The sequence below is a fragment of the Sphingomonas taxi genome, assembly GCF_000764535.1.
Taxonomy (GTDB): Bacteria; Pseudomonadota; Alphaproteobacteria; order Sphingomonadales; family Sphingomonadaceae; genus Sphingomonas; species Sphingomonas taxi.
On record NZ_CP009571.1, the window covers coordinates 2,844,148 to 2,869,220 of the forward strand.

At 69.9% G+C, this 25,073-nt stretch carries 15 protein-coding genes; 10 read left to right on the top strand and 5 right to left on the bottom strand.

The window, feature by feature from the left end; translation table 11 throughout:
• The first annotated feature begins 147 nt into the window (after positions 1–147).
• From MC45_RS12945 to MC45_RS12960, 4 genes are all read left to right on the top strand, one after another.
• Positions 148–1,806, top strand: a complete 1,659-nt coding sequence (locus MC45_RS12945) for an MFS transporter (protein WP_038663877.1) — start codon at positions 148–150, stop codon at positions 1,804–1,806.
• Positions 1,803–2,954 (top strand): HlyD family secretion protein, encoded by a 1,152-nt coding sequence (locus MC45_RS12950; protein ID WP_038663880.1) that lies wholly within the window; start codon positions 1,803–1,805, stop codon positions 2,952–2,954. Before MC45_RS12945 ends, MC45_RS12950 begins: the two co-directional genes overlap by 4 nt.
• Before the next feature lie 308 nt (positions 2,955–3,262).
• Entirely contained in the window at positions 3,263–4,633 is a 1,371-nt protein-coding gene (locus tag MC45_RS12955) for an efflux transporter outer membrane subunit (protein ID WP_038667360.1), read from the top strand.
• A 96-nt stretch (positions 4,634–4,729) separates the two neighbouring features.
• Positions 4,730–6,820, top strand: coding sequence for a PAS domain-containing protein (locus MC45_RS12960; RefSeq protein ID WP_038663883.1), 2,091 nt, complete (start codon positions 4,730–4,732; stop codon positions 6,818–6,820).
• Between the two features lie 16 nt (positions 6,821–6,836).
• On the opposite strand, the gene MC45_RS12965 is transcribed toward MC45_RS12960, so the two are convergent.
• The 4 genes from MC45_RS12965 to MC45_RS12980 form a co-directional block, all read right to left on the bottom strand.
• Positions 6,837–7,679 carry an HpcH/HpaI aldolase/citrate lyase family protein gene (locus tag MC45_RS12965; protein ID WP_038663886.1) on the bottom strand — a complete coding sequence of 281 codons (843 nt, stop codon included), beginning with the start codon at positions 7,677–7,679 and terminating at the stop codon, positions 6,837–6,839.
• A gap of 22 nt (positions 7,680–7,701) precedes the next feature.
• On the bottom strand, positions 7,702–10,290 hold the full coding sequence (gene mprF, locus MC45_RS12970; RefSeq protein ID WP_052075666.1) for a bifunctional lysylphosphatidylglycerol flippase/synthetase MprF: 2,589 nt from the start codon (positions 10,288–10,290) through the stop codon (positions 7,702–7,704).
• Positions 10,257–10,688: a DUF2147 domain-containing protein gene (locus MC45_RS12975; RefSeq protein ID WP_052075819.1), complete on the bottom strand. Its 432-nt coding sequence runs from the start codon at positions 10,686–10,688 to the stop codon at positions 10,257–10,259. The genes mprF and MC45_RS12975 overlap by 34 nt, the downstream gene beginning before the upstream one ends.
• A gap of 69 nt (positions 10,689–10,757) precedes the next feature.
• A complete protein-coding gene (locus tag MC45_RS12980) occupies positions 10,758–11,528 on the bottom strand; it encodes an AcvB/VirJ family lysyl-phosphatidylglycerol hydrolase (RefSeq protein ID WP_038663889.1) in 771 nt (256 codons plus the stop codon).
• 117 nt (positions 11,529–11,645) lie between these two features.
• Here MC45_RS12980 and MC45_RS12985 point away from each other — a divergent pair, with 117 nt between their 5' ends.
• From MC45_RS12985 to MC45_RS13000, 4 genes are all read left to right on the top strand, one after another.
• Positions 11,646–12,473 (top strand): glycoside hydrolase family 16 protein, encoded by an 828-nt coding sequence (locus tag MC45_RS12985; protein ID WP_081974436.1) that lies wholly within the window; start codon positions 11,646–11,648, stop codon positions 12,471–12,473.
• A 34-nt stretch (positions 12,474–12,507) separates the two neighbouring features.
• Positions 12,508–13,248 carry a hypothetical protein gene (locus MC45_RS12990; RefSeq protein WP_156143836.1) on the top strand — a complete coding sequence of 247 codons (741 nt, stop codon included), beginning with the start codon at positions 12,508–12,510 and terminating at the stop codon, positions 13,246–13,248.
• A gap of 77 nt (positions 13,249–13,325) precedes the next feature.
• On the top strand, positions 13,326–14,903 hold the full coding sequence (locus tag MC45_RS12995; RefSeq protein WP_038663892.1) for an alkaline phosphatase D family protein: 1,578 nt from the start codon (positions 13,326–13,328) through the stop codon (positions 14,901–14,903).
• Between the two features lie 70 nt (positions 14,904–14,973).
• Positions 14,974–17,391, top strand: coding sequence for a TonB-dependent receptor (locus MC45_RS13000; RefSeq protein WP_081974437.1), 2,418 nt, complete (start codon positions 14,974–14,976; stop codon positions 17,389–17,391).
• 299 nt (positions 17,392–17,690) lie between these two features.
• On the opposite strand, the gene MC45_RS13005 is transcribed toward MC45_RS13000, so the two are convergent.
• Positions 17,691–20,918 (bottom strand): glycoside hydrolase family 2 TIM barrel-domain containing protein, encoded by a 3,228-nt coding sequence (locus MC45_RS13005; RefSeq protein WP_038663894.1) that lies wholly within the window; start codon positions 20,916–20,918, stop codon positions 17,691–17,693.
• A gap of 198 nt (positions 20,919–21,116) precedes the next feature.
• Between MC45_RS13005 and MC45_RS13010 the strand changes: the two genes are divergently transcribed.
• Both MC45_RS13010 and MC45_RS13015 read left to right on the top strand, forming a co-directional pair.
• A complete protein-coding gene (locus MC45_RS13010; protein ID WP_052075667.1) occupies positions 21,117–23,525 on the top strand; it encodes a glycoside hydrolase family 127 protein in 2,409 nt (802 codons plus the stop codon).
• Positions 23,522–25,000, top strand: coding sequence for a glycoside hydrolase (locus MC45_RS13015; protein WP_156143837.1), 1,479 nt, complete (start codon positions 23,522–23,524; stop codon positions 24,998–25,000). Before MC45_RS13010 ends, MC45_RS13015 begins: the two co-directional genes overlap by 4 nt.
• The last annotated feature ends 73 nt before the right edge of the window (positions 25,001–25,073 follow it).

Below are 25,073 nucleotides of genomic sequence, written 5' to 3' on the forward strand. Positions count from 1 at the left end.
GGCGCAGCCCATCGCCACGAACATCCCGTCACCCCGGATCCGTTCCGGGGCGACGGTGTGGGTGAGGAAGGCACTCCGTGAAAGCGCCCGCCCCTGCGCATTTGCTCCGGTTGAACCGCCCGCCCCGATCGCGCGTATAGGTGGGTCATGATCGCCCGCCTGCGCCGCTTCCTGTCCGAGGAAGACTGGACCTTCGCGCCGCACGAGGTTCCCGTCCTCCCCGGCTCGCCCGGCACGGTCGAGCATCGCACCCGCCACCGCATCGCCTATGGCATCATCTCGGTGCTGCTCGGCCTGACCGGCGGCTTCGGCAACGCGCTGATCTCGGCCAACACCTATACGCTGCAGGGCGCGCTGGGGCTCGACCCGGCGCAGATCGCCTGGCTGCCGACGGTCTATGTGATGACCAACGTCAGCATCAACCTGCTGCTGATCAAGTTCCGCGCGCAGTTCGGGCTCCGGCCGTTCGCGATGATCTTCCTCAGCGTCTATGCGGCGCTGACCTTCGCGCATCTGTTCGTGCGCGGCTTCGACACCGCGATCCTCGTCCGCGCCGCGAGCGGCATGGCCGGCGCCGCGGTGTCCAGCCTGTGCCTTTATTACATGATGCAGGCGCTGCCGACCAAATGGCGGCTGAAGGCGGTGGTGGTCGGTATCGGCATCCCGCAATGCGCGACGCCGCTGGCGCGCCTGTTCTCGCCCGACCTGCTCGCCATGTCGCAATGGCGCACGCTCTACCTGTTCGAGCTCGGCCTCGCCTTGCTCAGCCTCGCCGCGGTCGCCTGGCTGCGGCTGCCGCCGACCACGCGGTCGAAGGCGTTCGAGCGGCTGGATTTCGTCACCTTCGTGCTGTTCGCGGGCGCGATGGCGCTGTTCGCCGCGGTGCTCGGTCAGGGCCGCTACGTCTGGTGGACCAACGCGCCGTGGCTGGGCTGGGCGCTGATCGCGGCGATCTCGATGCTCGCGGCCGCGCTCGCGATCGAGCATCACCGCGTCAATCCGCTGCTCAACACGCGCTGGCTGGGCAGCGCCGATATCGTCCGCTTCACGATCGTCACGATCATGGCGCGCATCGTCCTGTCCGAACAGACCTATGCCTCGGTCGGGCTGCTCACCGTGCTCGGTCAGAACAACGACCAGCTCGTGCCCTTCTTCACGATCATCTTCCTCGCCTCGGTCGCCGGGGTGGTGCTGAGCGCGGTGACGCTGGACGTCAGCCGACCGGCGCATCCGATCATGCTGGCGATCGGCCTCGTCGCGATCGCCGCCTTCGCCGACAGTCACGCGACAAACCTGACCCGCGCGCCGCAGATGTACGCCAGCCAGGCGCTGATCGCCTTCGCTGCGACCTATTTCCTGGGGCCGGCGCTCCTGTTCGGCATGACCCGAGCGCTGCAACAGGGATCGGGCCATATCATCAGCTTCATCGCGCTGTTCGGGATGATCAATTCGATCGGCGGGCTTGCCGGCACCGCTTTGCTCGGCAGCTATCAGCAGATCCGCGAGAAGGCGAACAGCGCCGCGCTGGTGCAGGCGATCGACCCGACCGACCCGATTGTCGCACAGCGGCTGCAGGCGGGCGGCGCGGCGGTGTCGCGCGTCGTCGGCGATCCCGCGCTGCGCAGCGCCGAGGGCGGGGCGATCCTGTCGCAGACGACGACGCGCGAGGCCAACGTGCTGGCGTTCGACGATGTCTTCCGGCTGATCGCGGTGCTCGCCGCGCTCACCTTCTGTTATCTCCTGTTCCTCATGATCCGCCGGACGCGCCGCGAACGCCGTGCCGCGCTCAGCCAGAGTTCCGCATGACCGATAGCCGCAGCCCCGTCGATCCCACCCCCGCGACCGAAGAGGCGCAGGCGGAGGTTGCGCCGCCGTCCGCCGCCCCCGCCGGCTCGGGCTGGCGGCCGCAGCCGCCGAGCCGCACCGCGCTGATCGTCATCCTCGTGCTGATGGTGGGCGGCGTGCTCGCGGTGCTCGCGGCATGGCGGCTGCCACCCTTCGCCAATGCCGATCAGTCGACCGACAATGCCTATGTCCGCGGCCGCACCACGGTGATCGCGCCACAGGTGTCGGGTTACGTCACGCAGGTGTTCGTCCGCGACTTCATGGACGTGCAGCCCGGTCAGGCGCTGGTCCAGATCGACGACCGCATCTACCGCCAGCGCGTCGATCAGGCGCAGGCGCAGGTCGACGCGCAGGCGGCGACGCTCGCCAACGCCCGTCAGACCGAGCGCAGCCGCACCGCCAGCCTCGCCGCGCAGACCGCCGCGGTCGCCAATGCCGAGGCGCAATTGATGCGCGCGCAGGCGGACATGAACCGCGTCAACGATCTCGTCACCGACGGCTCGGTATCCCTGCGCGAACGCGACCAGACGCTCGCCGCACTGCGTCAGGCGCAGGCGGCGGTGCAGCAGGCGCGCGCCGCACGCGAGATCGCGCGACAGGACATCCGCACTGTCCAGGTCGGCCGCGGCGGCCAGCAGGCGGGCGTCTCGGGCGCCGAGGCGGCGCTGCGCCTCGCCCAGATCGATCTCGCCAACACCGTCATCCGCGCTCCCGAACGCGGCCGGCTGAGCGAGGTCGGCGTCCGCGTCGGCCAGTATGTCACCGCCGGGTCGCAGTTGATGTTCCTCGTGCCGCCCGAAACCTGGGTGATCGCCAATTTCAAGGAGGCGCAGACCGCCCGGATGACCGTCGGCCAGCCGGCGAGCTTCACCGTCGACGGCCTCGCCAATGCGCGGCTGACCGGCCATATCGAGCGCATCTCGCCCGCGGCGGGATCGGAGTTCGCGGTGCTCAAGGCGGACAATGCGACCGGCAATTTCACCAAGGTGCCGCAGCGCATCGCGGTGCGCATCCGCATCGATCCCGGCCAGCAGCTCGCGGCACGGCTGCGCCCCGGCATGTCGGTACAAGCGCGCGTCGACACCTCCAGCGGCCCGGTGGTGAAGTGAGGAGGGTTCGCGCAGAGACGCAGAGACGCAGAGAGGGCCCATGCGCGGCGGCGCAGCCGCCCCTCAGACCGTCGGCCCGTGGTGAAACTCTGGAGACGGCCGTAAGCGCAGCATCTCCGCGCCTCTGCGCCTCTGCGCGAATCAATTTCCGGCCTCTCTCCGAAAGCGCCGATGATAATCGCGCGAAGACGCGAAGACGCGAAGATGTCGTGCTGCCGGGACCCGCAGCATGTTCCGTCATCCATAGAGATAACAGGACCACGACCGCCGCAAGCGCATCCCCTTCGCGTCTTCGCGTCTTCGCGTGCATCACCCTGCTCAACCTTACGCTGACCGGCTGCATCGGCCCGCGTCCGCAAGTCCCCGCCGCCAGCGCCGTCGTTCCGCCCCCCGCATGGCGCACCGCGCTCGGCAATGGCGAGCCGATCCGCGCCGACTGGTGGAGCGCGTTCGGCGATCCCGTGCTCACCCGGCTCGTCGGTCAGGCGCTTGCGGACAACGTCGACCTCGCCGCCGCCGCGTCGCGGATCGACGAGGCGCGCGCCGCCGCGCGGCTCGCCCGCGCGCAGCAGACACCGACGCTCGGCGGCAACCTGCCGAGCACCACCGGCCAGACGGTCAGCCCGTTCGGCACCCCCAGCGACGCGATCGGCGCACAGCCCGCGGTCACCGCCAGCTACGATCTCGACCTGTTCGGCCGCCTGCGACAGGCGAGCCGCGCCGCGCAGGCGCAGCTTCTCGCCAGTGAGGGCGCGCGTGACACCGTCCGCCTCGCCATCGCCAGCGGCGTCGCGACCAATTACGTCACGCTGCGCGCGCTCGACCTGCGCCTCGCCGTCGCGCAGCAGACGCTCGCCGCGCGCACCGAGGCGCTGCGCATCGCCCGCCGCCGCGCCGAGGCGGGCTATACCTCCAACCTCGAGCTGCGGCAGGCCGAGGCCGAATATCGCGCGACGCAACAGCTCGTCCCCGCTGCGCAGCTCGCGATCAGCCGGCAGGAGAATGCGCTCAGCCTATTGCTCGGCACCAATCCCGGTCCGATTCCGCGTGGCCTGCCGCTCGACCGGCTGCTCGCCCCCGCGATCCCCGACGGCCTGCCCGCCGACCTGCTGCGCCGCCGCCCCGACCTGTTCCAGGCCGAGCAGACGCTGGTCGCCGCCGACCGCACGCTCGACAGTGCGCGCGCGGCGATGCTGCCCAATCTAGCGCTCACCGGCTCGGCGGGGGTGGTATTGTCGACCGCGCTCGCCAATCCGATCGGCGTCTTCTCGGTCGGCGCCAGCATCCTCTCGCCGATCTTCGACGGCGGTCGCCTGCGCGCGCAGAGCGACGTCGCCACCGCGCGCCGCGATCAGGCCGCCTTCGCCTATCGGCGTACCGCGCTGGTCGCCTTTCAGGAGGTCGACAATGCGCTCGCCGGGGTGCAGCGGTCGGGCGAACAGGCGGTGGCGCTCGGATTGCAGGTCGATGCGCTCGCCGCCGCGCTGCGCAACGCCAGCAACCGCTATCGCGCCGGCTATACCTCCTACATCGAACAGCTCGACGCGCAGCGCGGCCTGCTTACCGCCGAGCTGGCGCTGGTGCAGGCGCGCGCCGACCGGATCACCGCTTATGTCGCGCTGTATCAGGCGATGGGCGGCGGCTGGTCGCGCGACGATGTGGCCGCGACGCAACGCTGACATGCTCCTGCATCGCAATATGTCATGGTGTCGGATCGCTCCCGGTCGCAACGCGTTCTCGCAACCCATGTTACTTTTACGAGCCCTTCGCCGCCGATGGCCGACGACGATTTGAAGACCGCCGGCCAGATCAGCGTCGGCAGTTGGGATTGGGACGTGGTCGCCGACCGCGTCACCGCCGACCCTGAGTTCGCGCGCCTCTACGGTGTCGATCCCGACGAGGCGCAGGCCGGCGCGCGACTGGAACGGTTCTTCACCGCGATGCACCCCGACGATCGGCCGCGGGTGCAGGCGGAGATCGCCGCGGCACTCGCCAGCGGTGATCCGTTCGAGAGCGACTACCGCCTGCAACAGCCCGACGGCCGCGCGCGCTGGGTCGCCGCACGCGGCCGCGTCACCTATGATGACGACGGGCGGCCGCTGCGCTTTCCCGGCATCAGCTTCGACATCGACGCGCGCAAGTCCGCCGAGCTGCGTCTCAAGGCGCTGGTCAAGCTCAACGACCGGCTGCGCGATCCCGGCGACCCCGCCGACCTCGCTTATGCCGCCGCCGAGATCCTCGGCCGCCTGTTCGACGTCAGCCGCTGCGGCTATGGCACGATCGACCGGGCCGCAGAGACGATCGTCACCGAACGCGCGTGGTGCGCAGGCGGCATCGCGCCGCTGCCCGGCATCCTGCATTTCCGCGATTATGGCTCGTATATCGAGGACCTCAAGCGCGGCGAGACGGTGGCGATCGACGACGTCTACGAAGATCCGCGCACCGCCGCCACCGCCGAGGGGCTGAAGAGCCTCGCCGCGCTGTCGTTCATCAACATGCCGGTGACCGAACAGGGCGGCTTCGTCGCGCTGCTCTACCTCAACAACGCACAGCCGCGCCGCTGGCTGCCCGAGGAGGTCGCCTTCGTCCGCGACGTCGCCGAACGGACGCGCGACGCGGTCGAGCGCCGCCGCGTCGAGCACGAACTCGCCGCGCTCACCGCCTCGCTCGAACAGCAGGTCGAGGCGCGTACCCGCGAGCTGATGACCGCCGAGGCGCATCTGCGCCAGGCGCAGAAAATGGAGGCGGTCGGCCAGCTCACCGGTGGGTTGGCCCACGATTTCAACAATATGCTTACCGGCATCTCGGGCGCGATCGAGATGATGCAGGTCCGCATCCGTCAGGGCCGCGTCGACGAGATCGATCGCTACGCCAATGCCGCGCAGGGCGCGGCGCGGCGGGCGGCGGCGCTGACCCACCGGCTGCTCGCCTTTTCGCGGCGTCAGACGCTCGACCCCAAGCCGACCGACGTCAACCGGTTGATCGACGGGCTGCGCGACCTCATCCAGCGTACCGTCGGCCTGGGCGTGACGATCGAGGTGGTCGGTGCCGGCGGATTGTGGCCGGCGATGGTCGATCCCAACCAGCTCGAAAATGCGCTGCTCAATCTGTGCATCAACGCGCGCGACGCGATGCCCGACGGCGGCCGCATCACGATCGAGACCGCCAACCGCTGGCTCGACGAGCGCGCCGCCAAAGAGCGCGATCTGGAACCCGGCCAATATCTCTCCTTGTGCGTCACCGACACCGGCACCGGAATGACGCCCGAGGTCCAGTCGCGCGCCTTCGACCCCTTCTACACCACCAAGCCGATGGGCGAAGGCACCGGCCTCGGCCTGTCGATGATCTACGGATTCGCGCGCCAGTCCGGCGGGCAGGTGCGCATCTATTCGGAGCTCGACCAGGGCACGACGATGTGCATCTATCTGCCGCGCCACTATGGCGATGCCGAGCAGGATGGCGATCCCGCCCCCGCGACGATCCCGGTCCCCGGCGAAGGCCGCCACACCGTTCTGGTCGTCGACGACGAACCGACGATCCGCATGCTGATCGTCGAGATCCTCGAAGAAATGGGCCATAACGTGCTGGAGGCGGGCGACGGCGCCGCCGCGCTGCGGCTGCTGGGTACCGGTGCGCAGGTCGACCTGCTCGTCACCGACGTCGGTCTGCCCGGGCAAATGAACGGCCGTCAGGTCGCCGACGCCGCGCTGGTCCAGTTGCCGGCGCTGAAGGTGCTGTTCATCACCGGCTATGCCGAGAATGCGGTGATCGGCAACGGCCCGCTCGCCGCGAACATGGCACTGGTCACCAAGCCCTTCACGATGGACGCCATCGCCGACCGCATCCGCGCGATGCTGGAGGGTTAAGCCGCCGCGGGGCGGATCACCCCGCCAGCGCCAATATCCGCTCCGCCTCGGCGAGGTGGAGGCGTTCGACCATCGCGCCGTCGAGCCGGATCGCGCCCCTACCGGTCGCGTCGGGGGCGGCGAAGGCGGTGACGACGGCCCGCGCCCAGGCCAGTTGCTCGGCGCTGGGGCCGAAGGCGGCGTTGGCGGCGTCGATCTGGGCGGGATGGATCAGCGTCTTGCCGTCGAAGCCAAGCATCGCGCCCTGCGCGCATTCGGCGGCGAGCCGGTCGGGGTCGCCGATCGCGTTGCAGACGCCGTCGAGCGCGACCAGCCCCGCCGCGCGTGCCGCGATCACCAGCTGCGTCAGCGCCGGCAGCAGCGGCGTGCGGTCGGCGTCGGGGCGGCAGCGCATCTCCTTGGCGAGATCGTTGGTGCCGGCGATCAGCAGCGCGGTGCCCGTCGTCGCTGCCGCCGCCGCGATCTCGGGCAGGCGCAGGATCGCGCCGCACGTCTCGATCATCGCCCAGATCGGCGGCCCGTCGGCACCGAGCGCGGCGCGGATCGCGACCAGATCCGCCGCGCTCGCCACCTTGGGCACGACCACCGCCGCGACGCCGCGCACCGCGACGGCATCGTCCTGCCCCCAAAGCGTGTCGAGCGCGTTGATCCGCACGGCGCACGGCCGCGCCCCGAACCCTGCCGCCGCGGCGACCGCCGCCGCCCGCGCGTCCGCCTTCGCCTCGGGCGCCACCGCATCCTCGAGGTCGAGGATCACCGCGTCGCAGGCGAGCCCCTGCGCCTTGGCGATCGCTCGGGGATTGGAGGCCGGCATGAACAGCACGCTGCGATGGCGGGTGGCGGGATGGTGGTCGCTCATGGCACCCACCCTAACCCGGCGATCAGGCGCTCACCAGCCGCGCGAGATCGATCAGCGCGCGCGGCATCGCCGCTCCGGTGGGCGTGGCGACGTAGCGCGACACCCAGACGGGGCCGAACTTGGCCTTGAACGCGCGCAGCCCGGCGAAGCCGTAGAGCCGCTCGCCATTGGCGAACAATGCATGGCCGAGCCGCGCCCATACCGGCGCCAGCCGTCCGCTCGGCATGCCCGACAGCGGCGCCATGCCGAGGTTGAAGCGGTCATATCCCTCGCTCCGCGCCCATTCGATCAGCCGCACCAGCATCATCTCCATCGTGCCATAAGGCGCGTCGGGATGGTGGCGCATCAGGTCGACCGACGCTTCGTCGCCGTCGCCCGAGACCCAGATGTTGGCGAAGGCGACGATCCGCCCCTCGACCCGCACCAGCGCGATCGGAAAGCGCGTCAGATAGGCGGCATCGAACGCCCCGAGGCTGAACCGTTTCTCGCGCCCCGCCTTGGCGGCGAGCCAAGCCGCGGAGACTTCGCCCAACTCGGCCATCAGCCCCGGCACCGCGCTCGCCGGTTCGACTGAGAACACCCCGCCCGCCGCCTCGGTCCGCCGCACCGCGTGGCGCAACGGCTTGCCGCGCGGACCGGCGGTGGTGAAGTCGGCGAGCACGACATGCGCCTCCTCGCCATATTTGATCGCCTGCAACCCCAGTTCGACGAACAGCGGCAGCATCCGCTCGCTCGCCTGATAGAAGCACAATCGCCCGGCGCGCGCGTCGCAGGCGCGGCGGATGCTCCAGACCAGTTCGCTCCACGCCGCCGCCGGGCCGACCGGGTCGCCCATCACCACCCAGCTGCGCCCCTGCACGCGGTACATCAGGAAGGCGTCGCCGGCGGCGGAGACGATGAAGCTCTTGTCGCCGGTGAAGGCGAGCGCGGCGTCGGTGCGCGGGCAATGCGCCAGCGCCGCCGCCAGCACCGGCTCGGGCGGCAGGGCGTCGGGCATCGTCCGCGTCCGGCTGGCGGTGAGCAATTGCCACGCCGATACCGCGGTGAGCAGCACGCCCGCGGCGAAACTGGCGCGCAGGAAGCGCGGCGCATTGGCGTCGAGCGCGAACCGCCACCACAATTCGTCGCTGTACGGCGTGCGCTTGTAGGCGAAGAAGCCCGCCCAGATGCTGAGCCCCAGCGCCGCGGCGGCGGCGACCAGCCACGGCCAGCGCGGCCTGTCGGTGAGGATGCCGCCCTCGCGATAGAAGCTCGCCTTGCAATATTGCAGCACCCCGGCGACGATCAGCTGGAGCGACGCCTCCTCGTAATCGAGGCCCTTGAGCAGCGAGAAGATCGCGCCACCGACGAGCAGGATGCGCGCCGCCGCCCAGCCCGAACGCAGCCGTGCGGTGAGCGCCGGCGCGACGAGCAGCATCGCGGTGCCGATCAGGCTGCCCGCCATGTGCGACCCCTCGATGAACGGCAGCGGCACCAGATCGGTCAACTCGGTCAGCCGCCCCTTCACCCCCGGCAGCGCGCCCGAGACGAGCAGCACGAAGCCGGCGACGAAGACCAGCACGGTGACCGCGCTCGGCGCCAGCAACTGCCCGGCGCGATCGACATAGGAGAGGCCGCGGCGGATCGGATGGCGCAGCCGCCAGCCCTCGCTGGCGGCGATGCCGATCGCGGCGACGAGCAGCGGCAGCAGATAATAGATCAGCCGGTAGAGCAGCAGCGCGGCGAACAGCGTCGGGCGGTCGCCGGGCACGGTCGCCAGCACCACCGTCTCGAACACCCCCAGGCCGCCGGGGACGTGGAGCAGCAGCGCGACGACCACGGCGACGGCATAAGCGACGACGAAGCCGGGAAAGGCGCCGGGCGCGGTGCCCGGCACCAGCACGAAGAGCGCGGCCGAGGCCATGGTGAGATCGGCGAGCGACAGGCCGGCAAGCGCGCCCATCTGGCGCAGACTGGGCAGCGCGATGCCGAACCGCGCCGGACCGAGCGTCGTCGCACCGCGCAGCCGCAGCACCGGCAGCACCGCGAGCAAGGCGAGCAACAGGACGCCCAGTCCCTGCGCAGCGACCGGCGACAGCGTCACCGGACCGAGGACGATGCCGTCGCCGATGATCAGCCCGATCCCCGCCGCCCCGGCGACGCCCGCCCAGAAGGCGATCGCGCAGATGCCGGCGACCTGCGCGATCTCGCCGAACGCGAGTCCCGCGGCGCCATAGAGGCGTAGCCGCGCCGAGCCGCCGGTGATCAGCGACAGGCCGAGATTGTGGCTGAGCGTATAGGAGGTGAACGATCCCGCCGCGGCGACCCGCCACGGCAGCGGGCGGCCGATCGCGCGCAGCGCCACCCAGTCGAGACCGGTGAGCAGCAGATAGCTGGCGGTGGTGAGCGCGAGGCTGGCGGCGATCCGCACGTCGGGGATCGCAGCCAGCGCCTTGCGCACGTCGCTGAGATGCACCTCGCGCAGTACCAGCCGCAAGGCGGCGAAGCCGATGCCCGCGACGAGCAGCACCGCGGCGACCGTCAGGCTGCGGCGGTGATGCTGCGCGAGCGCCATCACCGCATCCAGACGGCCGGTCGTCACGCCACCCGGTGCCAGGTCTGCGACTTGCACAGGAAGGTGCCGACGACGCAGCCGGTGATGGTCAGCGTCGCGGGCGAGCTCTGGTGGATGCGCGAGGAGAAGGTGCGGCCCATGTCGGGCACGAACACCTTGCCCTCCCAGGCGCCCGATTTGTTGCGGCGATAGCCGCGCAGCAATTGCGTGCCGACGAGGTCGGGCAGGCCGGCGCCGCGCGCCTCGGCGCGCGCCTGCGGGCTGGCCCAGACGATCTGGCCGCACAGCGCGCCGTCGGCGCAGCGCCCGGTCTGCACCGCCAGCGTGCCGCGTGGATTGGCCCAGCGGCCGATCACCGCCGGCGCCCCCGGGCGCAAATTCGCCTGCGCCGCCGACGCCCCCGCCGCGACCGCCAGCATCCCCGCCACGACCGTCGTGATTCGTGCCATCGTCATGATCGTATCCCCCACCATCATACGATCATAGACGGCACGCACGCCCCGGAACCGCAGCACCATTGCGAATCAACGCGCGAATGCGTCGGGCGCGGCGTGGCGGATCGCCGCGAGGATGTGCGCGAACAGGCCGGCGCGGTCGTCGTTGAGGAAATGGCCGCCGGGCATCGCCACCACCGTCGCCTGCCCAGCCCGCCCCGCCCGGCGCCCTGCCAAAAGGTCCGGGCAGGCGCTGTCGACCTCCGCCGCGCCGTAGATGCAGGTGAGATGCGTCCAACCGAGCCGGGCGAGCGTCGCGCGGCTCTCGCTGTCGGGGGTGCCGCGATAGACGAGGCCGGACGGGTCGGCGCGGAAGAACACGGTCTCGCCGGGCACCACCAGCACCACGCCGGCGACGTGGCTGCGCAGCGCCACCGGCAGATCGGCGAGCCCGGTCTGCAAGACGTCGGCGCCATAGGATTGGCCGATCAGCATCAGTCGCGCCGCGCCTGTCCGCGCCAGCGCGGCGCGTACGCCGTCGGCGACGATCCGGTCGACCTCCGCCCGCGTCCGGCGCAGGCCGAACAGGGCCGGCGAACTCAGGGCGACGACCGGGAACCCCTGCCCGGCCAAAGCGCGTACGGTATGCGGATTGGGGCCGTAGCGCAGCCCCATGTCGCCCGACACGTAGAGCACGCCGATCGGCCGCGCGATCCCCTGTGGGCCGAACAGATGCGCGGCATCGCGGTCGAAGAAGCCGGCGCTGGCGGCGATCCCGGCGAGGAGCGCGAGCACGCCGCCGGCGATACCGGCGATCCAGGCGAGCCGCCACCGCAGCGATCGGGAGCGTTGCGATGCCATCCCGCCGTCCTGCACGCGTTCCGCTGTCCCGGCGATGGCGCGATCATGAACTTTTCGTCACCCGACGCGGCAAGAGACTGATAGGCTGATGAAAATCTGGATATCGAGGGTGCTGCCATGTCGCCGATCCTGCTGCCTATGTTGCTCGCCGCGCAGGCGGCCATCGCCCCGCCGGCGACGCTCGGCGCGACCGACCAGCGCGTCGACCGGCCGATCGCCGCCCCCGCGCGCGCACCCGACGTCGCCGACGAATTCGACGGTCCGCGCATCGATCTGACCCTGTGGCGGTTCGACATGGCCCAGAACAAGACGGGCTGGTTCAACCACGAGAAGCAATATTACGGCCCCGCCAACGCCCGCATCCGCGACGGCGCGCTGGTGATCGAGGCGCGCGCCGAGCGGGCGACCGCACCCGACAGCGGCGGCCAGGCCTATACCTCGGCCAAGCTCGTCAGCCGCCGCGCCTTCGGCTACGGATTCTACGAAATCCGCGCGCGCCTGCCGTGCGGCCGGGGGACGTGGCCGGCGATCTGGCTGCTGCCGTCGTCGGGGCGTTGGCCGGCGGTGGGCGAGATCGACGTGATGGAGATGGTCGGCTGGGACCCGAACGTCGTCCATGCGACGGTGCACAGCGCGGCCTACAATCACGTCAAGGGCACGCAGCGCGGCGCGCAGCTGACCGTGCCGACCGCCTGCACCGCTTATCATCGCTACCAGCTCGACTGGCGGCGCGATGCGATCCTGATCGGCGTCGACGGCCGCGCCTATATGCGCGTCGCCAACGATCGCCCCGGCGGTGCGGCGGCATGGCCGTTCACCCGGCCGTATCAGCTGATCCTCAACCTCGCGATCGGCGGCGACTGGGGCGGCGTGAAGGGCGTGGACGATGCCGCGCTGCCGCAGCGGATGGCGGTGGACTATGTGCGTTTCTGGGCGCGGCGATAGCGGCTAGAACGACGGTGATGGAGGCAGTTACCCGATGAAACAGACATGGATCGCGGCGGCATCGTGGTGCGCGCCGCTGCTGCTCGCCGGCTGCGGCAGCGCCGATGGCCGGACCGAACGGGCCGCGGGTGATGGCGTCGCCGCGACGACCGCCCCTGCGTCGCGACCGGCCGCCGCCGCGCCGGTCGCCGCGACGACGCCGCGCCGTACCCGCCCGCTGTCCTGCGCCGCCGAGATCGGCGCCGCCGCGGCCGCCCGCCGCGTCGCGATCTGCCGCAACGTCTCGCCGGCGACGCATCCGCCGTGCAACGCCGTCAACAGCTGCGCGCTGATCGACGACGAGATCGCGCGCAGTTGCGCGCTGTTCGACGGCAAGGGCGCGCCGATGCCGGGCTGTACGCCGCCGCCCAAGAGCGCCGCCGCCGCCGCGGCGGTGGTGCAGCGCTATTACGCCGCGCTCAACGCGGGCGACTATGGCACCGCCTGGCAGCAATGGGGCGACGACGGCCGCCCCGGCCAGACCTACGCCGCCTTCGCGGGCGGCTTCGCGCATACCCGCACGACGCGGGTGACGATCGGCACGCTGCCGCCGGGCGACGCCGGGGCGGGATCGCTCTACCAGCCGGTACCGGTCACCGTCGACGCGACGCTCGACGACGGCCGTCACCAGCGCTTCCGCGGCCGCTATGTCGTGCGCCGCGTCAACGACGTCGACGGCGCCAGCCCCGGCCAGTTGCGCTGGCACATCGATTCGGCGCAGCTCAAGCCGGGCTGAGCCGCGCCGGGCGTCATCACGCTGTCATCATCGCCGCGCAACGCGGAACGATAGCGCGGCGATGCGGGACCTTATCCATGGTTGAGACGAGCAAGACCGCGCCGGTGCTGACCCGGCGTGCGCTGATCGGCGGCTCCGCCGCGCTGCTGACGGTGGCGGCGCGCGGGGCGGAGCGGCTGCCCGCCGGAGTGTTCGCGCTCGGCGTCGCCTCGGGCGATCCCTTGCCCGATTCGGTGATCCTGTGGACGCGGCTGGCGCCGCAGCCGCTCGATGCGGCGGGCGGCATGCCGCCGCTCGCGGTGCCGGTGCGCTGGCAGGTCGCGACCGACGAAGGCTTCACGCGGATCGTGCGCACGGGGGAGGCGCGCGCCGAGCCGCGCTGGGGGCATAGCGTCCACGTCGACGTGCGCGGGCTGCGCCCGGCCAGCCGCTATTTCTACCGCTTCCTCGCCGGCGGCGAGACGAGCCCGGTCGGGCGGACGCGCACCGCACCGGCGGCGGGGGCGCCGGTCGAGCGGCTCCGGCTCGCCTACGGATCGTGCCAGAAATACGAATCGGGCTTCTACGCCGCCTATCGTCATCTGGTCGCCGACGACCCGGATTTCGTGCTGTTCCTCGGCGACTACATCTACGAGGGCGCGCCGACCGCCAAGGATGCGGTGCGCCTGCACCAGAATCCGGAGCCCAAGGATCTCGCCGGCTATCGCGTCCGCTACGCCACCTACAAGAGCGATCCGCTGCTGCAGGCGGCGCATCACGCCGCGCCGTGGGTGCTGACCTGGGACGATCACGAGGTCGCCAACGACTATGCCGCCGCGCTCGACCAGAACAACACCGACCCCGCCGCCTTCCTCCTGCGGCGCGCCGCCGCCTATCAGGCGTGGTACGAGCATCAGCCGGTCCGCGCCGCGCCGCCGCTGGGGCCGGCGATGCGCATCTACCACACGCTCGACTGGGGCCGGCTGGCGCAATTCCAGATCGTCGACGATCGCCAGTATCGCGGCGCCCGCGCCTGCCAGCCGCCGGGGCTGGTCGCGGCGCATGCGCGCTATCGCACGCTGATCGAGCCCTGCCCCGATCTCTATGCCGCCGACCGCACGATGCTCGGCGACGCGCAGGAAGCCTGGCTGATGCAGGCGCTGGGCGACAGCCGCGCGCAATGGAATCTGCTCGCGCAGCAGACGCTGATGCACCAGCAGGGCCGCATCAACGCCGACCATCCCGAGCGCGGCGTGCAATATTCGGCGGACAATTGGTCGGGCTATCCCGCCGCGCGCGATCGCATCTACCGCCGCTGGGTCGAGTCGCGCACTTCCAACCCGGTAGCGCTGGGCGGCGACATCCACGCCTTCGCCGCCGCCGACGTCCACGATCCCGCGCAGCCCGATGCGGCGCCGATCGCGGCGGAGTTCGTCGGCGGATCGATCACCTCGCTGTTCCACGACGCCAGCTTCAAGCAGCAGGCGGCGGCGAACGGTCTCGTCTTCGCCGAAAACGAGGTGCGCGGCTATGGCCTCGTGGACCTGACCGCGAAGGAGGGTCGCGTCACCTTCCGCGGGCTGGACGACGCGCGCGATCCGCAATCGGGTATCCGCGACCTCGTCCGCTTCGCGCTCGAACCCGGGCGCCCCGGCATCCGCGACCAGCGCAGTTGATGTCCGGATTGTAACAGCGACGTAACGGATCGTGGCTAGCCCGGCCGGATAAGATCACGGGGGTTCAGCAATGACGATCGAACGCAAGGCGACGCTTCGTCGCCGGATGACGCTTGCCTGGCTGGCGAGCTCGGCGCTGTTGGCCGCCGTGCCGGCGCTCGCGCAGACCGCGACGGCCGACAATCCCGGCACCCCCGACGCCGCCGCTGGGGAGGAAGGCGAGGATCGCGAGATCACCGTCGTCGCGCGCAAGACCAGCGAAAATGCGCAGCGCGTGCCGATCCCGATCACCGTCATCGGCGCCGCCACGCTGACGCGGCAGAACCTCACCAATTTCACCAATTTCCAGTTCAAGCTGCCCGCCTTCTCGGTCTATCTGACCAATCCAAAGCAGCTCAACCTCGGCATCCGCGGCATCGGCAACAACGGCTTCAACACCGATGGCATCGACGGGTCGGTCGGCGTGTTCGTCGACGGCGTCTACACCGGCCGCCAAGGCATGGTGTCGAACGATTTCAACGACCTCGCCGACGTCGAGGTGCTGCGCGGGCCGCAGGGAACGCTGTTCGGCAAGAACACCACCGCCGGCGCGGTGCTGATCAACACGCTGAAACCCAGCTTCACGTCCGGCGGCACCGCCGAGGCGAGCACCGGCAATTTCGGCTTCACCGAGGTGAAGGGCAGCGTCACCGGCCCGTTGATCGCCGACAAGCTCGCGATCCGCCTGTCGAGCTTCTACAGCAACCGCGACGGCACTTATAAGAACCTTTTCAACAACCAATATCAGAACGCGCGCCAGGGTATCGGCGTGCGCGGCCAGTTGCTCGCGACGCCGACCGACGTTCTCGCCATCCGGCTGATCGGCACGCATGCGCGCCAGTTCTTCCCGACGATCTCGCCGGTGATCCTGTCGGTCTACAATCCGGCGGGGTTGCAGGCGCGGATGGCGGCGGCTGGCTATCCGCTGCTGACCAGCAACGCGCGCGACCGCTACGTCAATATCGACGGCCGGCTCGATGCCCGCACCAGCCTCGACAGCGCGAGCGGCCAGATCGACTGGTCGCCCGCCGATCTCGGCACCTTCACGTCGATCACCGGCTGGCAACGCTGGAGCTGCTTCACCAACAACGACAATGATTACACGCAACTCGACGCGATCAGCGACTATGGCTCGTGCAACGTCGAGAAGCAGGTGTCGCAGGAGCTGCGCTGGGCGACGCCGCGCGACCGACCGATCGAGGCGACCTTCGGCGGCTTCCTCAGCCGCCAGCGGCTGCAGGTCGATTCGCGGGTCCGCTTCGGCCGCCAGTACAATATCTGGGCGGCCAATCCCTCGGCCAGCGCCTTCCCCACGGTCGTCGGGCGCAACTGGGCACAGGGCGCCTATGCCGCGCGCGTCGCCGGCTTCGGCATCCGCAGCCAGGCGATCTTCCACACCGATACCGACGCGCTGTTCGGCAACGTCACCTGGCATCCCGAGGCATCGCGCCGGCTGGCGATCGATGCCGGCCTGCGCCAGACGTGGGAACGACGCAGCCAGTTGTACGACGGTGTCGTCGCGTCCAATCCCGGCGCGCTCAACGCCGCGCAGATCGCCGTCCTGTCCGCCGCGGGTGCCAATGCGCAGCTCGGCCATGTCGACACCAGCCTGAAGGACAGCGCGCTGTCGGGCGAGATCGGCGCCAATTACCGCGTGACCCCCGACGTGTTCGTCTACGGCAAATATGCGCGCGGCAACAAATCGGCCGGCTTCAACCTGTTGCCATTCAACGCCGGTCCCGACCTGCCGCCCGGTACAGGCCAGACGGTGAAGGGCGAGACCGCCGACAATTTCGAGGCGGGGATCAAGTCGACCTTCCTCGACCACCGCATCCTGTTCAACCTCACCGCCTTCCATACCAAGGTGCGCAACTATCAGGCGAACCAGTCGGTCGGCGTCGGCAATACCGCGCTCAAATTCCTCGCCAACGTCGGCTCGCTGACCTCGCGCGGCATCGAGCTGGAGAATGAGACGTGGCTGGTGCCGGGCCTGCATACCAAGGGGTTCATCGCCTATGACAAGGCGACCTATTCCTCCTTCCCCAATTCGGTCTGTCCGGGGCAGGTGACCGACCGGGTGACCTGTGACCTTACCGGGCGGCAGGTGGCATGGGCGCCGGCATGGACCAGCGATCTCACCGTCGACTATACGCAGCGGCTCGACGCCACGACCAAGGCCTATGGGCTGATCGACGTCAACTGGCGCTCGAAGCAGAATACGACGATCACGCTCGATCCCTCGGCGGAGATCCCCGCCTATGCGCTCGCCAGCGCGCGCGCCGGCGTGCTGCTCGACAACGAGCGGCTCGAGATGCAGCTCTGGGTCGAGAATCTGTTCGACAAGGCCTATTTCATCAATCTGCTCGGCTACACCAAGTCGACCGGCATCGTTCAGGGCTATCCCGGCAATCCGCGCACCTATGGCGGCACGGTGCGCGTGCGCTTCTGACGGGGCGGGCTCGGCGATCGAATAAGGTTGCGGCCGCGAGGCGCACACGGCTTCTCATCGGATTCGTCAGTCCCAATTCGTTAGAGACCTCTGCGAAAGTCGCCCAGTGCTCCTGCGAAAGCAGGAGCCCAGAAGTCCCGAAGGCCATAAGACGTTTCTGTGCTTGGCTCTGGGCTCCTGCGTTCGCAGGAGCACTGCGTTGATTTAGGCGATGGGACTTTCGCAGAGGTTTTGACTCATTCCGGGGTGCACCGGGCTGCGAAGGTACGGCGTCCTCGCACGCCGCACCCCCCGCCGCCTCAGTCGTTGCCCGTCGCGGTCGCCGTGCGCGCCTTGTCCGGGGTCGTCCCCTCGCCGGTGAAGGGCGCGAGGCGGAAGGCGACGCGGGTCGGCGCCACCGGCACGCGATAGTGCGGCAGCGGCTTGCCGAACTCGCTCCATTGCGTGTCGCCGCCGACCCCCCATTGCGCCGCATCGACCAGCAAGGTCACCTGGCCGTGCGGCACGACGTCGGTCGACTTCCACGTGCCCGGTTCATGCCGGTCGAGATCGGCATAAGGAAAGGCGAGCGCGTTCATCATCAGCGGCGTCGCGCCCTGCACGCGCAGCCCGCGCCCCGCCCCCGACAGCTCCATCCAGCGCACGTCGACCTTGTTGCCGGTTTCCTGCGGGCGGATGTAATCGTGGTTCTGCGCGGCGATCGCACCACGCCACAGGCCGATCGGCGCCGAGGTCTTGCGGTCGACATAGCTTTCATGCGGCCCGCGGCCATACCATTCGACCGTGGCGATATCGGTCGGCAGCGCGAAGGCGAGCCCGACGCGGAACGGCGACGGCAATTTGGTCTTCAGCGGGGTCAGCGCGCCCTGCACCTCGACCGTACCGTCACCCGCCATCGTATAGACGGTGGCAAAGGTCGCATCGCCATCGCCGAGCGCATAGTCGACGGTGACGCTCGCGCCCGCGTCGGTCCTCGCCTGACGCACCGCGGTGACGCGGCGCGTGTCGCTCATCGTCTTCCAGACCTTGAGCTGTTCGGCGGTGCCGATGCCGAGATCGTTGTCGGTGACCGCCCGCCAGAAGTGCGGCGCGCCGCCCGCGGCAAGCTCGCGCCCGTCCGCGGCGTAGCGGCGCACCAGACCGGTCGCGCGATCGATCTCGAGGCTCGCCCCGCCCGCCGCCAGCGTGATCGCGCCGCCCGACTGGCGCAGGTCGACCTTGCCCGCAACCGGCGGCGTGCCGACCGACGCGGCGCCGCCGAGCGCGAATTGCTCGAAGCCGAGCGTCGTGCCGCCCGCCACCGCGGGGATCGCATTGGCCTTGGCGCGGACCCGCACGGTCACGAAATATTCGGCATCCGGCTTGCGCGGCCAGCTCGCCACCGGCAGCGTCAGCGAACCGGCGGCACGCGGCCCGACGCTTTGCGGCGGCAGCGCACCCTGCGCGACGACGACGCCGTTCTCGGCCAGCTCCCAGTCGAAATCGAAGCCCGACAGGTCGCGGAAGTCGTGACGGTTGCGCACGGTGACGCGCCCGCTCGCCGGGTCGAAGCCGTCGAACTGCACCGGCGCATAGACCTTGCGCAGCTCGAACAATTGCGGATTGGGCGTCCGGTCCGACTGCAACAGGCCGTCGCCGAACTCGATATCGCCGCCCGGATTGGGGCCATATTCGCCGCCGTCACCCCAATAGCGCCGCCCGTCCTTGGTGTAGCGGTACATCGACTGGTCGACCCAGTCCCAGGCGAAGCCACCCTGCAACTTGTCGGGATGGGCGTAGATCGTGTCCCAATATTCCTTCAGGTTACCGCCCGAATTGCCCATCATATGCGCATATTCGCACTGGATCATCGGCTGTTTGAAATTCCAGTTGGCGGCGTAATCGGCCATTCGCACCGCCGGGTCGTACATCGGCGCATAGATGTCGGCGAAGTCATTGGGGCGGTGATCGTGGATGCCGCCGAAGGTCCCCCAGCCGAGATAGGAGATCAGCCGGCCCGGATCGCGCGCCCGCGCCGCCTCGGCGGCGGCACGGAAATTGGGGCCGATCCCCGCCTCGTTGCCGAGCGACCAGAAGATCACGGAGGCATGGTTCTTGTCGCGCTCGACCATATTGGCGACGCGACTGACATGCGCGTCCTTCCACGCCGGATCGAAGCCGATCTGATATTTCGCCCGCTCGTCGGGGACGCGGTTGGCGTAATCCATATACGCGTGGCTCTCGATATTCGCCTCGTCCATGACGTACAGGCCGTAGCGGTCGGCGAGATCGTAGAGATACGGGTCGTTGGGATAATGCGAGGTGCGGATCGCATTGACGTTGTTCCGCTTCATCAGCTGGATATCGCGTTCCATCGAGGCGCGGCTGACGACGTGGAAGGTCTCGGGATCGTGTTCGTGGCGGTTGACGCCGCGGATCGTGATCGGCTTGCCGTTGACGGTGACCTGCCCGTTCAGCATCGCGACGGTGCGGAAGCCGATCGCGCGCGCGGTCGATTGCAGCACCGTGCCGCGTGCGTCGACCAGTTCGGTGACGAGCGTGTAGAGATCGGGCGTCTCCGCGGTCCATGGCTTCACCGCCGGCACGTCCGCGGTCAGCGTCAGCTTGCGCTCCGCCGCGGCGGCCGCGACGGGCTGCGTCCGGGTGAGCACCTGCCGCGCGCCGTCGAGCAGCACCAGCCGCACGCTCGCCGCGCTGCCCGGCGTCACCGCGACGTCGACCGCGAGCCGGCCGTCGCGATAGGCTTCGTCGAGCCCGGCATGGACGAAGACGTCGCGCACCCGCACCTTGGACGCCGCCATCAGATAGACCGAGCGCTCGATCCCCGACACGCGCCAGAAATCCTGATCCTCCAGATAGCTGCCGTCCGACCAGCGGAAGATCTGGATCGCGACGGTGTTCCTGCCCGGCTTGACCCATTTGGTCACGTCGAACTCGCTCGGCAGCTTGCTGTCCTCGGAATAGCCGACCTTCTCGCCGTTGACCCAGACGTAATAGGCCGAGCCCGCCGCGCCGATATAGAGGATGACGTCCTGCCCGCTCCAGTTCGCCGGGACGGTGACGTCGCGGCGATAGGAGCCGACCGGATTGGTCGCATGCGGGATCAGCGGCCGGTTGGCGGGGAAGGGATAAGTGATGTTGTTATAGCGCGGCTGGTCGAAGCCCTGCGTCTGCCAGTCGGCGGGCACCTTGATCTGCTTCCACGCCGACACGTCATAGTCGGGCCGCTCGAACCCGGCCGGCAGCCGGTCGGCATCGGGGGAGAAAGCGAAGCTCCAGGTGCCGTCGAGCGAGACATGGCGCGCGGACGCCGCCTCGTCGCCGGCGAGCGCCTTCGCCCGGCTCTCGAACGGGAAGCCGGTGGCGCTGGCGGGCAGCTTGCCGCGGGCGAACACCGCGGGATTCTCCCAATCGGGGCGGGACGGGTCGACCTGTACCGGCTGCACCTGCGGCGCGCCGTCCTGTGCCAGCGCGGCGCTCGCCACGACACTGCCGATGATTCCCGCCCACAACCATGCGTGTCGCATGTTTCCGCTCCCTGTATTTGTCTTCTTGTTGTCAGACATATCGGCTTATTCGGGCGGCGCAAGGCCCACGTATACGGTGGCGCGCCGTCCTGCCGGGCGCTTCGGGTGCAGCCGCGTTGACGCACAAAATCACCATCTCTAGTCTGACAAATCATAGACCGGACAAGGACGGCGGCAGCGATGCGCTTGGGAGGAACGATGACGGGATCGGCAGAAGCAGACACGCCGCAGCATGGCTGCGCATCCCCGGGCGTCACCCGCCGTACCTTGCTCGGCGGCGCGAGCGCGCTGGTCTTCGCCGGACCGGCGTTCGCCGCGGCGTTGCCCGCCGACAAGGCGACCAGGGTCGAGCCGGTGCCGATGCGCCACGTCCGGCTCAAGCCGTCGCATTTCGCCGACGCCTTCGCCGCCAACCGCCGCTATCTGCTGTCGCTCGATCCCGAGCGGTTGCTGCACAATTTCTACGTGTCGGCGAAACTGCCCGCGCCCAAGCCGGTCTATGCCGGCTGGGAGGCGCAGGGTATCGCCGGCCATTCGCTCGGCCACTGGCTGTCGGCCTGTGCGCTGGTCGTCGCCAACACTGGTGACCGGGAGGTCGCCGCGACGCTCGATCATGCGCTCGCCGAGATGGCGCGCATCCAGGCGGCGCATGGCGACGGCTATTGCGGCGGCACCACGGTGGAGCGCGACGGCAAGACGATCGACGGCAAGGTCGTGTTCGAGGAGGTGCGCCGCGGCGACATCCGCACCGGCGGCTTCGACCTCAACGGCGGCTGGGTGCCGCTCTACACCTGGCACAAGGTCCATGCCGGGCTGCTCGACGCGCATACGCTCGCCGGCAACCCGCGGGCGCTGGGAATCGCGGTCGCGCTTGCCGGCTATCTGGCGGGCGTGTTCGAACCCTTGAGCGACGCGCAGATGCAGCAGGTGTTGCGCGCCGAACATGGCGGGCTGAACGAGACCTATGCGGAAACCTATGCGCTGACCGGCGATCCGCGCTGGCTGCGCATGGCGCAGAAGATCCGCCACAAGGCGGTGCTCGACCCGCTCACCGCCGGCCGCGACCAGCTCGCCGGGCTGCACGCCAATACGCAGATCCCCAAGCTGATCGGCCTCGCCCGCCTGTACGAGCTGACCGGCGATCCCGCGCATGCCAGCGCCGCGCGCTTCTTCCACGACCGCGTCACCCATCACCACAGCTATGTCATCGGCGGCAATTCGGAGCGCGAGCATTTCGGCCAGCCCGATCAATTGTCGAAGCGGATCACCGAAGCGACGTGCGAGGCGTGCAACAGCTACAATATGCTGAAACTCACCCGGCACCTCTATGCCTGGGAGCCGAAGGCGCAGTGGTTCGACTATTACGAACGCGTTCAGCTCAACCATATCCTCGCGCACCAGCGGCCCGACACCGGCCAGTTCGTCTATTTCATGCCGCTGTCGGCGGGCGCGCGACGCAGCTATTCGACCGCGGAGGAGAGCTTCTGGTGCTGCGTCGGCTCGGGGATGGAGAGCCACGCCAAGCACGCGGATTCGATCTACTGGCATGACGCGGGCAAGGCGGGGACGCTCTACGTCAATCTCTACATCCCGAGCAGCCTCGACTGGCAGGGGCTCGCGCTCGATCTCGACACGCGCATGCCGACCGAGGGCGAGGCGACGCTCACCGTCCGCCGTGCCGGCCGCGCAGTGCAGCCGATCGCGCTGCGCATTCCCGGCTGGGCGCAGGGTGCGACCGTCGAACTCAACGGCAAGCCGGCGCCGGCGACGATGCGCGACGGCTATGCCGTCATCGACCGGCGCTGGCAGGCGGGCGACCGGATCCGCCTGATGCTGCCGATGCACTTGCAGGCCGAGCCGACGCCGGACGATCCGACGATGATCGCCTTCACACATGGTCCGCTGGTGCTCGCCGCCGACATGGGCGCCGCAGCGGAGGCGTTCGACGGTCTCGGTCCGGCGCTCACCGTCGACGGCCCGGCGACCGCCGCACTGCGCACCGCGGGTGGCGCCCACCGCTTCACCGCGCGCTCGGCCCTCGGCGAACCGCTCCAGCTCAGCCCCTTCTACGCGCAATATGAGCGACGCACCGCGGTCTATTTCCCGACCTTCACCGCCGCGGCCTGGGCGGCGGCCAAGCCCGATTATCTGCGCGCGCAGCAGGAACGGCAGGCGCTCGCGCGGCGCACCGCCGACGTCGCCTATCTCGGCGAGATGCAGCCCGAGCGCGACCACGCCTTCACCGCCAGCAAGCCCGAGACGGTGCAGCTCCACGGCCGGTCGGCACGCAAGCTGCGGGCGGGCGAGACGATCGCACTGACGCTGCAACGCCGCCCGGGGCCGGCGGTGCTGCGCGTCGTCTATTGGGGCGGCGACGTCGGCAATCGCGAGCTGGCGATCAGCGTCGACGGCACGCCGCTCGCCACCGATGCGCGCGAGGCGAAGCCGCAGGAGGGCTTCGTCGCGATCGACTATCCGCTGCGGAGCGCCGGCGAACAGGGCAAGGCAGAGGCGAAGGTCGTCTTCACCGGCAAGCGCGGCGAGGTCGATATCTACGAGGTGCGGATGCTGTCGGCACCGACCGCGGCGCCGGGGTCGGTGGCGTGAAGCGGATCGGCGCGCTGCTCGCCGCGCTGCTGCTCGGCACCGCGGCGGCACCGGCGCCGTCGGTGACGCGGCCGGTGACCGTCGTGCTGCGCGCCGCCGTCGACCGGCCGTCGACGGTGTTCGAGGGCTGGGGGACCGCGCTCGCCTGGTTCGCCAACGTCACCGGCGGCTGGCCGGAGGCGGAGCGGACGCGGCTCGCCGATATGTTCTATACCGGGCGGGGGCTCGGCTGGACGATCGCGCGCTACAATATCGGCGGCGGCGATGCCGCGGACACCAAACCCTATCTGCGCACCGGCGCGGCGGTGCCGGGCTTCTGGCGGCTGCCGCCCGGCACGCAGGCGCAGGACTGGCGCGCCGACGATCCGCGGATGTGGGACTGGTCGCAGGACGCCAACCAGCGCTGGTGGCTCGATGCGATTCACGCGCGCGTGCCGGGCGCGATCTTCGAGGCCTTCTCCAACTCGCCGCCGTGGTTCATGACCGTCTCGGGCAAGGTCTCGGGTGCGGAGAAGCGGACCGACGACAATCTGCGCCCCGGTCAGGAAGGCGCCTTCGCCGCCTATCTGGCGCGCAGCGTCGAGGAATTGCAGCGGCGGCATCACATCACCTTCCGCACGCTGTCGCCGGTCAACGAGCCCAACACCGATTATTGGTATGCCGCCAACACGCAGGAGGGCGCCCACTGGAGCCCGGTGCGGCAGGCGGCGATGATCGACGCCGGCGACGCCGCGCTCAAGGCGCGCGGGCTGGCGACGGTCGTCTCGGCACCGGACGAGACCAACTCCCGGCTGTTCCTCGCCGATGTCGCGGCCTATCCACCGGCGACGCTGGCGCGGGTCGGCCAGCTCAACGTCCACAGCTACGGCACCTTGTACCAGACGGGTGCGCGCGATGCCGCCCGCGCGGCGGGCATCCGGCTGTGGATGAGCGAGAACGATACGCCGCTCGACGGCGATCGGGAGAATTTCGACGGCATGCCCTCGGCGCTCGCCTTCGCCGACCACGTCGTCGCCGATCTCAAGAGGCTCGAGCCGGCGGCCTGGGTATTCTGGCAGGCGGTGGAGAACCTCTCGGGCGGCAACGGCAAGCCGACCTCGAACTGGGGGCTGATCAAGGCCGATCTGGCGGCGCCGGCGGCGGGGCCGCATGCGATCCACGTCACGCGCAAATATTGGGCGATGGCGCAGTTCAGCCGCTATATCCGCCCCGGCTATCGACTGGTGCCGGTCGACGATCTCGACACCGCGGGGGCGTTGTCGCCGGATGGCGCGACGCTGGTGCTGGTCCACGTCAACGGCGGGGTGGCGCCGCGGACGCTGGTGGTGCCACAGGGCTGGCGCGCGCAGGCGGTGCTGACCGATGCAACGCACGATGCGCGCTGCGTCGCGGGGGTGACCGCGCCGGCGCAGTCGGTGGTGACTTTGGTGCTGACGCGCGGGCGGGGGAAGCCAGTGGCGTGTCAAGCCGGGTGATAGTGGTGGCCCGGACGGGTTGCGGTCCCGGCTGACAGGCGCAACGCGCAAAGCTAGACTGCCAAGCGGGCGA

Coding starts and splice junctions, on each gene's coding strand:
- MC45_RS13010 (WP_052075667.1), top strand. CDS start 21,117: ATGACGGGATCGGCAGAAGCAGACACGCCGCAGCATGGCTGCGCATCC.
- MC45_RS12985 (WP_081974436.1), top strand. CDS start 11,646: ATGTCGCCGATCCTGCTGCCTATGTTGCTCGCCGCGCAGGCGGCCATC.
- MC45_RS12960 (WP_038663883.1), top strand. CDS start 4,730: ATGGCCGACGACGATTTGAAGACCGCCGGCCAGATCAGCGTCGGCAGT.
- MC45_RS12945 (WP_038663877.1), top strand. CDS start 148: ATGATCGCCCGCCTGCGCCGCTTCCTGTCCGAGGAAGACTGGACCTTC.
- MC45_RS12980 (WP_038663889.1), bottom strand. CDS start 11,528: ATGGCATCGCAACGCTCCCGATCGCTGCGGTGGCGGCTCGCCTGGATC.
- MC45_RS12990 (WP_156143836.1), top strand. CDS start 12,508: ATGAAACAGACATGGATCGCGGCGGCATCGTGGTGCGCGCCGCTGCTG.
- MC45_RS12995 (WP_038663892.1), top strand. CDS start 13,326: ATGGTTGAGACGAGCAAGACCGCGCCGGTGCTGACCCGGCGTGCGCTG.
- MC45_RS13005 (WP_038663894.1), bottom strand. CDS start 20,918: ATGCGACACGCATGGTTGTGGGCGGGAATCATCGGCAGTGTCGTGGCG.
- MC45_RS12965 (WP_038663886.1), bottom strand. CDS start 7,679: ATGAGCGACCACCATCCCGCCACCCGCCATCGCAGCGTGCTGTTCATG.
- MC45_RS13000 (WP_081974437.1), top strand. CDS start 14,974: ATGACGATCGAACGCAAGGCGACGCTTCGTCGCCGGATGACGCTTGCC.
- MC45_RS12975 (WP_052075819.1), bottom strand. CDS start 10,688: ATGACGATGGCACGAATCACGACGGTCGTGGCGGGGATGCTGGCGGTC.
- MC45_RS12950 (WP_038663880.1), top strand. CDS start 1,803: ATGACCGATAGCCGCAGCCCCGTCGATCCCACCCCCGCGACCGAAGAG.